Origin of the sequence: Corallococcus sp. AS-1-12 (genome assembly GCF_020036995.1) — a bacterium.
In the GTDB taxonomy this organism is placed as follows: Bacteria; Myxococcota; Myxococcia; order Myxococcales; family Myxococcaceae; genus Corallococcus.
This window is the reverse complement of record NZ_JAIQDD010000024.1, coordinates 89227-103661: the sequence shown is the minus strand read 5'-3', so window position 1 is coordinate 103661 and position 14435 is coordinate 89227. Positions and strand designations below refer to the sequence as shown.

Here is a 14435-nt window from a genome sequence, read left to right as displayed (position 1 = left end):
TTCCTAGGGTGTTCCTCCTCGGGAGGAACAAGCCATGGCGGTCACGGTGGTGGTGGTATCGGGGCCCATCGGCGCGGGGAAGACGACCCTCGCGCAGGGGCTCGCGCGGCGGTTCGGCGCGCTGCATCTCCACTCGGAGGATTTCCTGCGGAAGCACGGCGGTGCGGATTCCCGGCGCTCGCACCAGGACCGGAGCCTCGCGCTGGACCGCGAGACGGGTGGGCGCTGGCTGGCGGAGGGAGTGCTCACCGCCCTGCATGCACACGGGCCGGGCGCCTCTGGCCGAACGTCCAGGCTGCTCATCGTGGATGCCGCGAGCAGTGAGGCCCAGTTGGACGGCCTGCGAGGAAGCCCGGGGCTTCGCGTCGTGCACGTCCATCTGGACACGCCCGAGCCGACGCAGGCCTTGCGCTACGCGGAGCGGCGCTCGCGCGCCATGCACGAGCACGAAGCGCCATCCCCTGTCGAAGTGGCCGGGCCCTGCGAGGAACATCGGTGCGCGGCGTATCAGGACAGCTTCGAGGCGGCCTGGGCGCATCCCGCGGAACGCGCGGTGCACGCGCTGGCCTCGGCGGCGGAGCTCGTGGTCGACACGGCGCGGACACCGCCCGACGCGGTGCTCGTGCGGGTGGCCAGCCGGCTCGGTCTTTATGGACGGACGGGTGAACGGCTCGTGGACCTCGTGGTCCCAGGGGCCCATGACGGCGTGGACCCGCGTCCCCTCATGGCGCAGCTCGCGCCTCACTACGCCGTGCTGTTTCGAATGGACGGGCCAGACCCGAGTCCCTCACGCGAGGAACTGGAGGACGCCTTCGCCCGGGGGCACCGCGTGCTGATTGAAAGCGCAGGTCCCTCCGCCAGCGGCTGCATCCAGGCGCTGGGCATCGCGCCGGGGCGGGTGCGGCGGGTCGTCCTGGCGTGCCGCTCGGAAGGCCTCGCGTTCGACTGGGTGCGGCTGCGCGAAGCAGCCACCCTCAACGCCCCCACGGACCTGGCCGTCACACTCACGGGGGAGCTGACCCGGAGCAACTGGAACGCACGGCGCTTCGACCAGCTCACCGACGCGGCCCGTCATCACCTGGAGGAACTCGAGCGCGTCGCGGGTGCCCCCGTGTCCTTCCTCGCCCCCTCGCCCGAGGCGCGCCACCTCATCGAGCGGCGGCCGTGGTGAAGCCGGCGCGCACGAGGCTCCGAAACCTTTTCTGATTCTCCGGGTTGGTGTGTCCGTACAGCAGCACCCGTCCCCGGAGCCCGCGTGCCCCTCCCCTCCCCCACCCCGAGCCGATGGCTGCTGCCCGGGCTGCTGCTGCTCGGGTTCGCGACCCCGGCCGTGGCCATGCCCCCGGGCCCCGGCACCTTCTGCGCCGAGTACCCCACCGCGCCCGCCTGCCAGGGCACCCAGCCCGCCTGCACGTACTGCCATGTGGCCCCGCCCCAGCGGAACGGCTACGGCGCCGCGCTGGAGCCGCACCTCGCCCCCGGCAGGCCGCGCCCGCTCTCCGACGCGGACTTCGCCGCCGCCCTCCCCGCCGCGCTGCGCGCCATCGCCACCGAGGACACCGACGGCGACGGCGCCCCCAACCAGTTCGAGGTCGAGCAGGGCTCGCTGCCCGGTGACGCCACCAGCGTCCCGCCCAGCGGCATCTGCGGCGGCGGAGAGAACCCCCAGTTCAAGGTCTGCCAGTACGACCCGCGCTTCGCGTACCGCCGCATGCTCAGCGACTTCTGCGGCACGTCCCCCACCTACGCCCAGGGGGTCACCTTCCTGGAGTTGGGCAGCGAGGAGAAGCAGCGCGCCTTCATCGACCAGGAGCTGGACCGCTGCCTCCAGTCCGACTTCTGGCGCGGCAAGCACGGGCAGCTCTGGAAGGTGGCCCACCCCAAGATCCGCCCCGTCGGCTCCATCAAGTCCGGCGAGGACGCGGGCATCATCCCGTTGGCGGACTACTACGACGACTACGCCCTCTTCACCTGGTCCCAGACGGACGACCACGACGCGCGCGACGTGCTCACCGCCAGCTTCTACGTGAAGCGCTCGGGCTCGGGCCCCACCACGTACACGGCCACCAACAGCCTGTCCTCCCAGTTCGTGGAGGCCTCGCGCCGCGCCGGCAACATGACGAGCGCGTGGACGCTGACCTCCTTCGTCATGTTCACCGCGCTGCCGCGCAACGCCGCGTCGCAGATGTACCGCGCGTACCTGGGCCTGGACATCGCGAGGCAGGAGGGCCTGCACAGCGTCCCCAACGAGCCGCGCGACTACGACGCCAAGGGCGTCCAGGCACCCCAATGCGCCGCGTGCCACGCGACGTTGGATCCGCTGTCGTACCCGTACCGCAACTACAACGGCCTGGGCGGGCAGCCCAACCGCTACATCCCCAACCGGCTGGAGCTGCTGTTCCCCAACGAAGTGGCCACGCTGAAGAACACGCCCGAGCAGGGCGTCATCCTGGGCCAGCCCGTGAACAACCTCACGGAGTGGGCCCGGGTCGCCGCCAACAGCGACGCCTTCGCCATCTCCACCGTCACGGACTACTGGAAGCTGCTCGTCGGCCACGCGCCCCTGCCGGAGGAGAACGAGGAGTTCGTCCGCACCTGGCAGGCCTTCCGCACGACGCACGCGTACCGCGTGCAGAAGATGCTTCACGACCTCATCCGCACGGAGGCCTACGGTGCGCCCTGAACGCCTGCTGTTGACCTGTCTCTTGCTCACGGGCTGCTCCGACAAGATTCCCACCGCCGTCGACCTGGGACCGGACGCGAACCCCGGGGTGACGCCTGGATGGGACGGCGGCGTCGCGAAGTCCCAGAAGGGAAACCTGCGCTTCAAGGGCCCCGAGCGCCTGTCGCTCGACCTGGCCCAGGCGCTGGAGCTGCCCGCGTCTTCCGTGTGCAACGAGCTGGGCCAGTACCCCTGCCAGACCGTGCACGGCGTGGCGCTGGGCGGCGTGGACCCCTACCAGCACAGCGTCTACGAGACCGCCCCCGTCACGGGCGCCACCACGCCCATCGCCGTGGAGCGCACCGTGCTCTCCGCCTGCAACGCGCGCATCGCGCTGGACGTGAACACGCCCGCCGCCGGGGTGGTGTTCAAGGACGTGGTCCTCACCACGGACGGCAAGCTGGCGGACGCCGCGAGCCCTGCGGTCGCCACGGCGGTGACCTCCCTGGTGCGCCGCGCGTGGCTGCGGGACCCGACCCGGGACGAGCGGGACACGCTGGTGCGCCTTTACGACGAGGTGCAGGCCACGGGCGCCGCCACGCCGGGTGTCGCGTGGATGCAGGCCGTGTGTCTCGCCGTCTTCTCTTCCGCCGAAGCCGTCTTCTACTGAGGAACCCTCCCCATGACCCTCAAGACCACGGGCCGGCTGTCGCGCCGGGAGTTGCTGCGGGCACTGTCACTCTGCGCGGCGGGCACCACGCTCGCGCCCTTCCTCTCCGGCTGCCGGGACTCGCTCCAGACGCCCGAGTCCCTGGAGAAGCTGGGCCGCAAGCGCGACGCGCTCGACGGCAAGCCGAAGTTCCTCATCGTCATCGGGGCGGCGGGGGGCGCGTCCATCGTGGACAGCTTCCTCGCGGTCCGCCAGTCCGAGTCCGCCAACGCCGCCGCGCTCAACACGTTCCCGGACGCGCAGGTGCAGGGCGTGACGGACAGTCCCTTCCGCGCGGTGAAGTACAGCAACTCGCGCCTGGGCAGCATCAACATCCCGGTCAACACCGACCAGTTGGCGTTCGTGAAGAAGCACGCGAGCGAGATGCTCGTGGCCACCTCCGTGGGCACGTCCGTGAACCACGGCATCGCGCAGAAGCGCTCGCTGACCGGCAACGGCGCGTGGCGGGGCCGCACGCTCCAGGAGGCCGTCGCGCTCCAGTGGGGAGGAGGCATGCCGCTGCCCAACGTCAACATGGGCACGGGCGGCTACGCCGAGCGAGGCACCGACGACAGCCTGCCCCTGTCCTGCTTCGGCGAGCCCGTGGTCAACCCGTCCCTGTGGCCCCTGGGCCTGGATGGCTCGCGAGGCATCGCCGGAGCGCCGTCGAAGGACGTCCTCACGCTGGCGCGGAGCACGCGGGACGCCCTGGACCAGAAGTCCATCTTCGGCCGCACCTTCCAGGACAGCGGCGCGCTGAGGCGCTGGAGCGAACAGCGAGGCGTGCAGCAGCCGAAGCTGGAGGCGATGGACCTCATCACGAAGCTCAACATCCTCCCGGACCTGCCCTCCATTCCGCTGACGAAATACGGGCTGGAGAGCTCGCCGGACGGGGCGCGGCTGCGCGAGGTGTTCCCCGGCTTCTTCACGGACCCCGTGCAGGGTCAGGCGGCGCTCGCGTTCCTGCTGCTCAAGTACCGGGTGTCCGTGTCGGTGACATTGGGGCCGGACTTCAACGTCGCGGTGGGCGGGCCCAACGGCATCGCCAATCCGCCGCTCGCGTTCGACATCAGCCACAACGACCACCGGGGAGGACAGGCCTTCATGTGGGCGCGCATCCTGTCCACGGTGGACTCGTTGATCACGCTGCTCAAGGCGGAGCCGTTCGACGCGGGCTCGGGTGAATCCATGTGGGACCGCACGCTCATCTACGTGGCCACGGAGTTCGGCCGCACGCGCCCGCGCCCCTCCGGCGCCACGGAGTTCGGTTCGGGCCACGACCTCAACAATGGCTTCCTGTTGCTGTCGCCCATGGTGAAGGGAAACACCGTGCTGGGAGGCGTGGATCCAAACACCACCCTCACCTACGGCTTCGACGCACGCACCGGCGCCCCCCAGCCAGGCAAGGTGACGTCCAACGAGCCGGACATCTTCTCCGGCGTCCTCACCGCCATGGGCGCGGACCTGAGCGGCAGCGGTCTACCGGACGCGAGCGCCTTCAAGCGGGGATGAAGCCTCCAGCCGCGCCTTGCACCAGAACTTGTCCGACTGTCGGACAGGCTTTCGGCGCCTCGTCCGCGGATAGGGGGCCTACGGCGCGCTCAGCCGCCCTCAGTGGTTGTTCAATGAACACCTGCACTGTTAGGTTGTCCATGCGATGCGAATCCCACTATCCTTCCGGACCGGCCTGCTCAGCCTGTTTGTGGCCACCGCTGCAGTAGCCCGAGACGGCGAACCGGTCATTCGGCCCCTGCTGATCTCAGAGCATCCGAGCGACGCCACCCACCGGGTCTATGTGCGGGGACAGGTGGTCACGACGCTGCGGTTCGAGAAGGCCGTGGATACCAACAGGACGAAGCTGCTCGGGTGGGAGGGGCGCCTCGAACCATTGGCGGTGGTCCGCAACAAAGTCGTCCTGGAGCCGATCCATGACCTCGCAGACGACGAAGGCATTCCCCTGATCGTGACGCTGGTGGATGGGACGGAGGTGGCGTTCCTCCTGCGTCACCCGGGTTGGAAGCAATCAGACGGTGCGGACCAGCAGGTCGACGTGTTCAAGGATCCAGAAAGCTACGCGAGCATGCACGCGGCGCTGCTCCGAGCGCTCAAGGAGAATTCCGCGCTGACCGAGGAGAATGAACGCTATCGAAAGGAAGAGGTCTCCGAAGACCACGCGCTCGCGGCGCTGCTGGCTTCAGAGGCCATCGCGCAGACCCCGTTCAAGCTCGCGGACCGCTTTTCCGGCAAGGATGACGAGAGCGAGGTGGATGCGCAGGTGTTCCAGGGGAAAGGAAAGGTCGCGGTCGTCTTCAAGGTCAAGAACACCCATTCTCAAAAGCCCTGGAGCCTGAAGTCGGCACGTCTGGTGACCAAAGACGGCGGTCATGCTCGAGCGGTCGCGATTCGCGTCACGACACGCGAAATCACGCTCGGAGGCTCCGGCGTGGTGGCTGCTGTCGTGGACAACAGTGCCTTCAAGAATGAAGGCGTGTTGACGAGCCTTTTCCTTGAGCTCTACCGGCAGGACGGTTTGAGGCAGGCGATCGTCCAGCTAGATCCATCGCTCCTGACGAGATAAGAGCGCGAGTCATGGCATCCCGCACGTTCACGCGCTTGGCCTGCGCGGTCCTGCTCCTGACGGCACCTAACTGCGCGGCCACCGCGACGGGCAAGGTGGCCCTGCGTTCCGACGGCACGCCGGGACCCGAGGAATGTCCCGAAGAAGCGCGCAAGGCGATGAAGTACCTGCGGCTGTTCGTGGGGGACTCCGCCTGGGTTCAACTCGACGCGAACCAGTCCCGCGCCTATCCCATCACCCTGTACGCGGGTCCCATCGAAAGCGTCCTCGAAGACAACCTGGGCCCGCTTGACGCACCTGCCCGACTCTACGGCCGGGTCTGGGCAGACGGGCCGCAGGCCGTGGTCCGGTACTACGCCGCCCAACCCCTGGATGGAGGAGATCAGGTCCCCATCTGCGCAGTCGCGAGACTCGGGCTCGGACAACTCCGGAAGATGCCGGAGTCCAAGCCTGGAACCGCGGTGCTCGGTTCCCCCAGAGCAGGCGTCTACATCGTGAACGAGTTCCGATAAGGCCTTCCAGCAATACCAGGACGCATTCAGCCTCGATGGACCTTTCCTCGTGGGATAGGACGAGCACATGAAGCTCACCGTTCACAAGCTCGGTCGGATCACGGACGCCGAACTCGACATCCGGCCGCTGACGGTTTTCAGCGGGCACAACGGAACGAACAAGACCTGGTTGACATGGGCACTGTTCGAACTGCTGTGGCCTGTGTCCACAGGCTTGAACACCATGGGCATCCAGGCTGCCAGCACGACCGATCCGCTCTACTCCAGAGTTCGTGAACGCATTCAACCTCTCTTCGAAGCCTCAAGCCAGGGAACATCCAAGGCGGCTGTGACGCTGGGTGTCGACGAACTGGGCGTCTGGCCGGAAGGAACATTCGGGCCTTTGATGGACCAGGATCAGCTTGCATCGCTTCTTGGCGAGAGCGCGGGCATTGCTCCGGATGCCCGAGTCGAGCTTTCGTTAGGCATCCAGGAACTGCAAGCGCGGCACGACGCTGTGGTGGCTGAACTCGAACCCGAGTCGGGCCTGCTCAGCATCACGTCGTTCTGGACCTTCACCGACAATCTCAAGAAGGCAATCAAGCGTACCCAAACCAATACGCACTGGGACGAGGACACGCTCACAAACGCCTGTGCATGGCCACTCAGGCAGCTCTTGTTTAACGTGCTCTGCTTTCCTGCGGAGCGAGCCGGGCTCTTACTGGCTGCTGAAGGGGGGGATGACGATCTGGAGCTCCCGCATCCCATGACGGACTTCCTGGGCGTTATGCGGCGAATGCGCGGAGCGTCGCGGAGGGAGTCCGTCCTCAAAGAAGTCCTATTGCCGTTCCTCGCTCCCATTACCGGGGGCAACATCCATCTCACGGGAGATAGAGGTGAGGAGCGTCTTGTGTTGGAGGTCGGCGCCAGCCAGGAGCTTCCCATCTCCGTGGCATCCTCCCTCTCCCGGTCCCTGGCTGGGCTTGCGCACTACATCCGGTCCCTCGCATCGCCCGGAGACGTCCTCCTCATCGACGAGTTGGAGATGAATGCCCATCCCGTTGCACAACTCGCGCTCGTCGAGTTGATGGCGGTCATGGTCAACCACGGGATCCGAATCATCTTTACAACCCACAGTCCCTACGTCATCGATCACCTCAACAACCTGCTTGAGGCGGGGCGCGCTCCCGAAGCACAGCAAGCGAGACTCGCCAATGAGTTCCGACTCAAGACACGCGATGCGTTCCTGCCAGCGGACAAGGTCGCGGTCTACGCCTTCGAGACAACATCCGATGACGCTGAGGTGAAGGTCACGAACGCGATGGATCCCGGGACCGGTCTCATCACGAAGAGCACCTTCGCGCCCGTGACCCAGCGGCTCAGCCAGATCTTCAATGCCGCGCTCGACGCAACAGAGGGGGGCGAATGAGTACGACGGCGGGGGGCGCTTTTGATCGGCTCCTTTGGAACGGACTGCAGCCCGGTGACTACTCGCTCTCGGAAAGCGATGTCGGCGCGAAGCTCTCTCCCGAGGGGCAAGAGGCGGTGCTCCTGTTCCAGTTGGACGATCCGCACGACGAACTCCGCCACCAAGAACCGGATGGGACGTCAATCTGTGATGGGATGTTCTTCTACCGGCGCAAGCTGCGAGCCCAGCCTTGGCTCTTGTTCTTCGAACTCAAGCGCGGCAGCTACTTCAGCAAAGCCGTTGAGCAGCTCACCGCAGGGATTCTTCTGACCGCCAAGAACCTCCATTCTCGGTGCGCTCTTGATCGAATTCATGCGGTGGTCGTGTCAGGTGTCGAGTCGCCTCCCGACCAGCAAGTCCTCCAGAAGCAGTTCCGCGCGGAACTCAGCAAGCACAAGATTCGGGCCAGCCTCGGGTTCGTGACGTGTCCCCTCAAGGGGATCGCGGATCTCCGTGAGGAGCTACTGTCCAGGGTACGAGCCGTCAGTTAACTCCTACCATCCGTGATTCGAGCCGGGCGGGCCCCTTGGGAAACCTGTCCGACTGTCGGACAGGTTCCGGCGCTTCGTCCGCAGATGGCGGGCTCCAGCCCGTATCAGCCGCCGTAGCAGTTCAGGGTCGAACCGCCACAGTAGCTGGAGCCGGAGTTGCTCCAGGAGCCCGCCGAGTTGGTGCAGATCTGGTTCTGCCGGCGCTCCAGCGTCGGCGTGCAGCAGCCCACCTTGATGGTGCGCGTCTGACCGGGGATGCAACTGGCCTGCGCGGACACCTCCTGCGTGTCCTCCTGCGCCGGCGCGCCCTCCTCCGGCGCCTCCACGCCACAGCCCACGGTTCCCAGCAGGCAGCCCACCAGCAACAGTCCCCGCTTCAGCGTCTTCATGTGTCGCTCCCGGTTGTCGTGATTCACGGCGGCCCGGGACGCTATCAGGGAGTTCCTTCTTCACCAGGATGAACGGGATTGCCTGAGCCCGGCAGTCGGGCCCACAACACCGTGGCGTTGGGCCGGGCTGGCTCCGGGGTGATGCCCAGCTTCTTGAAGTCCTTCGAGTAGCGCGAGCCCTTCAGCACCACCAGCCGGCGTGCCACACGCCGGGCCTCGTCCACCGTCTCGCGCGTCAGCGGCGAGTAGTCAGCGTGGCGGCGCAGCGCTTCGAACGCGGCGGAGGACTTGCGCTCGCGCTCGAACATCGGGTCGAAGAGCACCACGTCGAACGCGCCGTCCGGCAGCGTGCGCAGCCGCGCCGCCGCGTCCGCGTGCACCACATCCACCGCGCAGGAGGCCGGGTGGCGCGGCAGCCCCGCGAGCCCGTGACGCACCAGCAGGTAGAGCGCCGGACTCTTCTCCAACGCGGTGACGTGGCCGCCAGGCCCCACCAGCCTCGCCGCCACCTGCGCATCCGCGCCCAGCCCCAGCGTGCAGTCCAGCACGCGCTCTCCTTCGCGCAGCCCCGCGACGCGCAGGAGCTGGTCCTCCTTCACGCCCGCGTCCAACTGCTTCACGCGCAGGTGCGCCAGGCCCGGTGAGAAGCGCAGCGTCCCTTCCGCGTCCACCAACGACACCGCCGTGGATTCGAAGACGACGAGCGCGTCCGCCGTGTCGGTGAGCAGCTTCTTCAGGGGCAGCTTGTGGTGACGCTCCACATACGGAACGCCCACCTCCTCCGCCGCGCACCGCGCACGGTGTGCGAGCTGTGCGTCCACCCGGTCCGACGTGGTGACCACCAACGGCTGGCGGGGGAAAGACAGGGTTCCAGACGGAAGGGGCATGGGGCGGCACAGCCTACCCCGCGCGCAAGCCGTCCCTCCGGGGACATGCCCCTGTCCACCGCCCGTCACCCCACCCGCCCCCGGGACACATGGCCCCGCCCGGCCCCCCTTCTTACTTCTTCGACACCGCGCGGGGATGTCATGGAAACCGCGTTCATATGGCCTTGCCGGTTCAGGGCCGTGAATCGTGAATGAAGAGGGGGATGGACATGAGACACCCACGAATGGCCCATGCGGGCGTGATGCTGTTCAGCGTCGCGGTGCTGGTCGCCATGGCGCTGCCGCGGATGGCGGCCAGCCCGGCCCGGCCTCTGCTGGACGCGCCTCGCGCCTCTCCCACGGGGATGGGGCCGCGCGCCGTGGCGCTGGGAGACTTCGACGAGGACGGGCACCTGGACGTCATCACGGCCAACCACACCGCGGGCACCGTGTCCGTGCTCCACAGCCTGGGGGACGGGACGTTCGCGCCCGGCCTGGAGCGGCCCACCGGCGCGCTGCCCGGCGCGGTCGCGGTGGGGGACTTCGACGGGGATGGCCACCTGGACGCGGTCACCAGCCACTTCGGGGGCACGGTGTCCGTGCTGCTGGGGCGCGGGGATGGGACGTTCGGGGCGCGGACCGACCACTCGGTGGGCGCGGAGCCCTCGGCCGTGGACGTGGGCGACCTGGACGGCGACGGCCGCCTGGACGTGGTGACGGCCAACGCGCTCGATGACTCCGTGTCGGTGCTGCTGAACCGGGGCTTTGGACAGTTCGTGTCCCAGAAGGACGTGACCACCGGCACCAACCCCTTCGCCGTGAAGGTGGGGGACGTCAACCACGACGGGAAGATGGACCTCATCACCGCGAACTTCGTGGACACGGTGTCGGTGCTGCTCGGCAACGGGGACGGGACGTTCCAGCAGCGCATGGACTTCGCCACGGGCAACGCGCCCTACTCCGTCGCGGTGGCGGACGTGGACGGCGACGGGAAGATGGACCTCGTCACCGCGAACTTCCGGGGCCAGAGCGTGTCCGTGCTGCATGGCACCGGCACCGGCGCGTTCCCTTCGCGCGCGGACTTCCCGGTGAAGGGCGGGCCGTACTTCGTCGCGCCCGGCGACTTCAACGGCGACGAGATGCTGGACCTCATCACCGCGAACTTCAACGAGGACACCGTGTCCCTGCTGCCCGGGCAGGGCCACGGCGCCTTCGGCGCGCCCACGCGCCTGCCCACCGGCGAGGGCCCCGCGGCGGTCGCGGTGGGTCTGCTCGACGGTGACCTGAAGCCGGACGTCGTCACCGCCAACACCCGGAGCCATGACGTGTCCGTGCTGCGCGCCGCCGCCTCGGCGGACGTGGAGGTGACGCTCACCGCCGTCCCCAGGCCGGGGGTGTCCGTGCCGCGCATCGACTACACGCTCACCGTCACGCAGCACGGGCCGGATCCGCTGACCCGGGCCGTCATCACCGTGGCGCTGCCCCCGGGCCTCCTGGCCAGCACCCGGGACTGCCTCATGGTCGCCGGCACGCTCCAGTGCGAGGTGGGACCGATGGCCGTGGGCGACACCGCCCTCCTGCGCTTCAGCGCACCGCTGCCGCGCTCCAGCGTGGGCCTGTCCTACCGCATCACCGCCACGCGGACGCTCAGCGTCCCCGCCGACCCTCACTCCGCCAACGACGCCGCGAGCCAGGACTACGTGTCCCTGGGAGGGCTCGCCGCGACGTGGTGGTAGCGGTCCGGATAGAGCGCTTCAGCGCGAGCGCTTCAGCTTGGACCACATGAGCCCGACGAAGGTGTCGGGGGCGGGCTCCGCGGTCATCAGCTCCTCGTCTTCGTGACCGCGCACGGGTTGCGGCAGGGGCTTGGGGGCCACGGGAAACGGCAGGGGCTCACTGGTGTTCAGCCCCTGCGCGTGGCGCTCCATCACCTCCGCGAAGGAGCGCTGGGGCGCGCTGCGCTCCGCCACCGGCGCGGCGCCCTCCACGCCCTGGAGGGCCCGGATGCGAAGGATGACGTTGGCGCCCTCCGCGCGCGAGATGCCCGTCACCCGCCCGATTGGACCTCGCGGCCCGCGTGCCCGGCTCATCGGCTCCCTCCCGGTCCGTGCCTGAAACCGTAGCCCTTCCAGCCCCCCGCCGGCCACTGCCCGTCCCTCCAGCGCGCCACGGAGAGGCCCGCCCGGCTGGCAGGTCTGCATCCCTCCGCTGTAACCGCGCTCGGGCGTCGCGCGTACGTTGAGGTGGCGCCCACTCTTCTGACGGCGCCCGGAGGCTTCACGACCCATGTCGTCCGCCCGAGCAGTGTCATCTTCCCCCCGCCTGTCGCTGGCGCGCCGGCTGTGGCCCGCCGTGCTGGTGCTGGCCACCGCCCTGAGCGCGTGCACCGAGGCGCGTGGCGCCCCGCCCGGCGGCAAGCCCGCGGCCACCGCGTCCGCGCCCGTGCAGGACGGCCGCGCGTACACGAAGCCGTCCGACGCGGAGCTGAAGCGCACCCTGTCCCCCCTGGCCTACCAGGTGACGCAGCACGAGGCCACCGAGCCTCCCTTCCGCAACGCGTACTGGAACAACCACGAGGAGGGGCTCTACGTCGACGTCGTCAGCGGCGAGCCGCTGTTCTCCTCGCGCGACAAGTTCGAGTCCGGCACCGGCTGGCCCAGCTTCACCCGCCCCCTGGACAAGGCCCACGTGGTGGAGAAGCGCGACAGCACCCTGGGCATGGAGCGCGTGGAGGTGCGCTCGAAGGACGGCGACTCGCACCTGGGCCACGTCTTCGAGGACGGCCCCGAGCCCACCGGCCTGCGCTACTGCATCAACTCCGCGTCGCTGCGCTTCATCCCCGTGAACGAGCTGGCCGCGAAGGGCTACGGCGCGTGGCTGCCCGCCTTCGGCCGCGCGGCCCCGAGCGAGCCCCAGGGCGCGCTCGCCCCCGCCGCGGGCGCCACCGTGCTGGCGAAGGCCACGGCCCCCACGCAGGCCTCGCGCGAGACGGCGTACCTGGCGGGCGGGTGCTTCTGGGGCATGGAGGACATCCTCCGCAAGATTCCGGGCGTCATCGACACGGAGGTCGGCTACACGGGCGGCGCGAAGAAGGGCGCTACCTACGAGGACGTGCACACCGGGGAGACGGGGCACGCGGAGGCCGTGCGCGTCGTCTTCAACCCGAAGCTGCTGACGTACGAGGCGCTGCTGGAGCAGTGGTTCTTCCGCATGCACGACCCGACGACGCTCAACCGCCAGGGCAACGACGTGGGCTCGCAGTACCGCTCCGCCATCTTCTACCTGTCGGACGAACAGCGCCGGACCGCGGAGGCGGTGAAGGCCCGCGTGGACAAGTCCGGCAGGTGGCCCCGGCCCGTCGTCACGCAAATCACCGCCGCCGGCGAGTGGGTGCCCGCCGAGGGCTACCACCAGGACTACCTGGTGAAGAACCCCGGCGGCTACACCTGCCACTACCTGCGCGACTGACGGCGCGCCCTCACGCGGCGCGGTCGTGCACCTCGAACGTCATGCCCGCCTTGCGCAGGCGATCCACCAGCACCATGCCCATGGCGGACGCGGGGGTGAGCACGCCACCCCGCTTGGGAATGGTGTCGAAGGCGAGGCACAGCGCGGACTCCGCCAGCATGCGCGCCGTGGCCGCGTAGCCCGGGTCCCCCTTCGCCGCGACCTTCCCCTCCACCTTCACGCGCTGGCCGCTCTTGGGCGAGTGGCCCTCGCCCAGGAGCCGCACCTCGAAGTGGCCGCGCTCGCGCACGGTGGCGGACGGGCCCTCGCCCGGCGCGGGCAGCACGTGCTTCTCCAGGAGCTCCCGCACGGGGTCCACGTTCGACAGGACCATGAAGCCGCCCAGCCCCGCGGTGGTCGCCGCGGCGAGCGCCAGCCCCCGGGGCCCGGGGCCGAAGTCGGAGACCTCCGAGTAGAAGAAGTCCCGGCCCCACGGGTAGCCCAACAGCGCGTTGGAGCGGCGCACGACGCGCGTGTTGACGGAGGCCATCACGAAGGGCGCGGTCCACGTGCCCGTGTCCGGGCTCTTCTTCACCGTGGCCAGGTCGCGCTCCTCCTTCGTGCCCCGGGAGGGCTCCGGGTCCAGCGCGTGGGCGCTGGTCAGCACCTTCTTGAGGGCCGGCTCGGCCTTCACCGCCGCCAGGGTGTCCATCATGCTGGCGATGGTGCCGCCGCTGAAGCCGCCGCGCATGCGCGTCAGGTGGAAGCGCACCTGGTCGCAGTGGCCGCCGTGCTTCTCCCGCATGTAGTCCTGGACCATCAGCGTGCCCAGGTCGGAGGGGATGGAGTCGAAGCCGCAGGTGTGCACGATGCGGGCGCCCGTCTCGCGCGCCCGCGCGTCGTGGGCGTCGATGGTCTTGCGCATCCACTGCACCTCGCCCGTCAGGTCACAGTAGTCCGTGCCGGCGCGGACGCAGGCGGCGACCAGCTCGTTGCCGTAGCGCGCGTAGGGGCCCACCGTGGAGATGATGACGCGCGTGCGCGCCACCATCGCGTCCAGCGAGGCCGCGTCCTTCGCGTCCGCGAGCACCACCGGCAGGTCCGCGAACTCCGGCCGCACCGTCGCCAGCTCCGAGCGGACCTGCGAAAGCTTGCCCTCATCCCGCCCGGCGAGGGCCCACTTCGCGCGGTGCGCGTCCTGGTTGCGCGCCAGGTACTCCGCCACCAGGCGGCCGGTGAATCCCGTGGCACCCCACAGGATGATGTCGAACGCGGGCTTCTTGTCGTGGGCCATGGGGCGGCGCGTAGCCGGACCCTCCATGTGCGCGCAAGCG

General features: G+C 69.0%; 14 protein-coding genes. 10 read left to right on the top strand and 4 right to left on the bottom strand.

All coding sequences use genetic code 11. The features are described 5' to 3' along the window. Positions 1-34 precede the first annotated feature (34 nt). The 8 genes from K8556_RS29365 to K8556_RS29330 all read left to right on the top strand — a co-directional run bounded on the left by K8556_RS29365 (position 35) and on the right by K8556_RS29330 (position 8399). Positions 35-1171, top strand: coding sequence for an AAA family ATPase (locus K8556_RS29365; RefSeq protein ID WP_223743431.1), 1137 nt, complete (start codon positions 35-37; stop codon positions 1169-1171). An 84-nt stretch (positions 1172-1255) separates the two neighbouring features. Beyond that, positions 1256-2683, top strand: a complete 1428-nt coding sequence (locus tag K8556_RS29360) for a hypothetical protein (protein ID WP_223743430.1) — start codon at positions 1256-1258, stop codon at positions 2681-2683. Then, positions 2673-3332 carry a hypothetical protein gene (locus tag K8556_RS29355; RefSeq protein WP_223743429.1) on the top strand — a complete coding sequence of 220 codons (660 nt, stop codon included), beginning with the start codon at positions 2673-2675 and terminating at the stop codon, positions 3330-3332. The genes K8556_RS29360 and K8556_RS29355 overlap by 11 nt, the downstream gene beginning before the upstream one ends. A gap of 12 nt (positions 3333-3344) precedes the next feature. Beyond that, complete coding sequence (locus K8556_RS29350; RefSeq protein ID WP_223743428.1) at positions 3345-4883, top strand: hypothetical protein; 1539 nt, start codon at positions 3345-3347, stop codon at positions 4881-4883. A gap of 145 nt (positions 4884-5028) precedes the next feature. Continuing rightward, entirely contained in the window at positions 5029-5949 is a 921-nt protein-coding gene (locus tag K8556_RS29345) for a DUF2381 family protein (RefSeq protein ID WP_223743427.1), read from the top strand. Positions 5950-5960: 11 nt separating this feature from the next. After that, a complete protein-coding gene (locus K8556_RS29340) occupies positions 5961-6461 on the top strand; it encodes a hypothetical protein (protein WP_223743426.1) in 501 nt (166 codons plus the stop codon). A 67-nt stretch (positions 6462-6528) separates the two neighbouring features. Further along, positions 6529-7869 carry an AAA family ATPase gene (locus K8556_RS29335; RefSeq protein WP_223743425.1) on the top strand — a complete coding sequence of 447 codons (1341 nt, stop codon included), beginning with the start codon at positions 6529-6531 and terminating at the stop codon, positions 7867-7869. After that, positions 7866-8399 carry a hypothetical protein gene (locus K8556_RS29330; protein ID WP_223743424.1) on the top strand — a complete coding sequence of 178 codons (534 nt, stop codon included), beginning with the start codon at positions 7866-7868 and terminating at the stop codon, positions 8397-8399. Before K8556_RS29335 ends, K8556_RS29330 begins: the two co-directional genes overlap by 4 nt. Before the next feature lie 104 nt (positions 8400-8503). On the opposite strand, the gene K8556_RS29325 is transcribed toward K8556_RS29330, so the two are convergent. Beyond that, the gene (locus tag K8556_RS29325; protein WP_223743423.1) at positions 8504-8788 is read right to left on the bottom strand and encodes a hypothetical protein; all 285 of its coding nucleotides are present in this window, start codon (positions 8786-8788) and stop codon (positions 8504-8506) included. 44 nt (positions 8789-8832) lie between these two features. Continuing rightward, a complete protein-coding gene (locus K8556_RS29320; protein ID WP_223743422.1) occupies positions 8833-9549 on the bottom strand; it encodes a class I SAM-dependent methyltransferase in 717 nt (238 codons plus the stop codon). 335 nt (positions 9550-9884) lie between these two features. Here K8556_RS29320 and K8556_RS29315 point away from each other — a divergent pair, with 335 nt between their 5' ends. Continuing rightward, positions 9885-11390: an FG-GAP-like repeat-containing protein gene (locus K8556_RS29315; protein ID WP_223743421.1), complete on the top strand. Its 1506-nt coding sequence runs from the start codon at positions 9885-9887 to the stop codon at positions 11388-11390. Positions 11391-11408: 18 nt separating this feature from the next. Here the strand turns inward: K8556_RS29315 and K8556_RS29310 are convergent, their stop codons facing one another. Continuing rightward, a complete protein-coding gene (locus K8556_RS29310) occupies positions 11409-11744 on the bottom strand; it encodes a hypothetical protein (RefSeq protein WP_223743420.1) in 336 nt (111 codons plus the stop codon). 196 nt (positions 11745-11940) lie between these two features. Between K8556_RS29310 and K8556_RS29305 the strand changes: the two genes are divergently transcribed. Then, a complete protein-coding gene (locus K8556_RS29305) occupies positions 11941-13122 on the top strand; it encodes a bifunctional methionine sulfoxide reductase B/A protein (RefSeq protein WP_223743419.1) in 1182 nt (393 codons plus the stop codon). A gap of 10 nt (positions 13123-13132) precedes the next feature. Here the strand turns inward: K8556_RS29305 and K8556_RS29300 are convergent, their stop codons facing one another. After that, positions 13133-14395 (bottom strand): trans-acting enoyl reductase family protein, encoded by a 1263-nt coding sequence (locus tag K8556_RS29300; RefSeq protein WP_223743418.1) that lies wholly within the window; start codon positions 14393-14395, stop codon positions 13133-13135. Positions 14396-14435: the final 40 nt, after the last annotated feature.

What these genes read in the sequence shown, in the direction of transcription:
- K8556_RS29315 (WP_223743421.1), top strand. Translation starts at nt 9,885, where the DNA reads ATGAGACACCCACGAATGGCCCATGCGGGCGTGATGCTGTTCAGCGTC.
- K8556_RS29300 (WP_223743418.1), bottom strand. Translation starts at nt 14,395, where the DNA reads ATGGCCCACGACAAGAAGCCCGCGTTCGACATCATCCTGTGGGGTGCC.
- K8556_RS29325 (WP_223743423.1), bottom strand. Translation starts at nt 8,788, where the DNA reads ATGAAGACGCTGAAGCGGGGACTGTTGCTGGTGGGCTGCCTGCTGGGA.
- K8556_RS29310 (WP_223743420.1), bottom strand. Translation starts at nt 11,744, where the DNA reads ATGAGCCGGGCACGCGGGCCGCGAGGTCCAATCGGGCGGGTGACGGGC.
- K8556_RS29330 (WP_223743424.1), top strand. Translation starts at nt 7,866, where the DNA reads ATGAGTACGACGGCGGGGGGCGCTTTTGATCGGCTCCTTTGGAACGGA.
- K8556_RS29365 (WP_223743431.1), top strand. Translation starts at nt 35, where the DNA reads ATGGCGGTCACGGTGGTGGTGGTATCGGGGCCCATCGGCGCGGGGAAG.
- K8556_RS29350 (WP_223743428.1), top strand. Translation starts at nt 3,345, where the DNA reads ATGACCCTCAAGACCACGGGCCGGCTGTCGCGCCGGGAGTTGCTGCGG.
- K8556_RS29340 (WP_223743426.1), top strand. Translation starts at nt 5,961, where the DNA reads ATGGCATCCCGCACGTTCACGCGCTTGGCCTGCGCGGTCCTGCTCCTG.
- K8556_RS29335 (WP_223743425.1), top strand. Translation starts at nt 6,529, where the DNA reads ATGAAGCTCACCGTTCACAAGCTCGGTCGGATCACGGACGCCGAACTC.
- K8556_RS29345 (WP_223743427.1), top strand. Translation starts at nt 5,029, where the DNA reads ATGCGAATCCCACTATCCTTCCGGACCGGCCTGCTCAGCCTGTTTGTG.
- K8556_RS29305 (WP_223743419.1), top strand. Translation starts at nt 11,941, where the DNA reads ATGTCGTCCGCCCGAGCAGTGTCATCTTCCCCCCGCCTGTCGCTGGCG.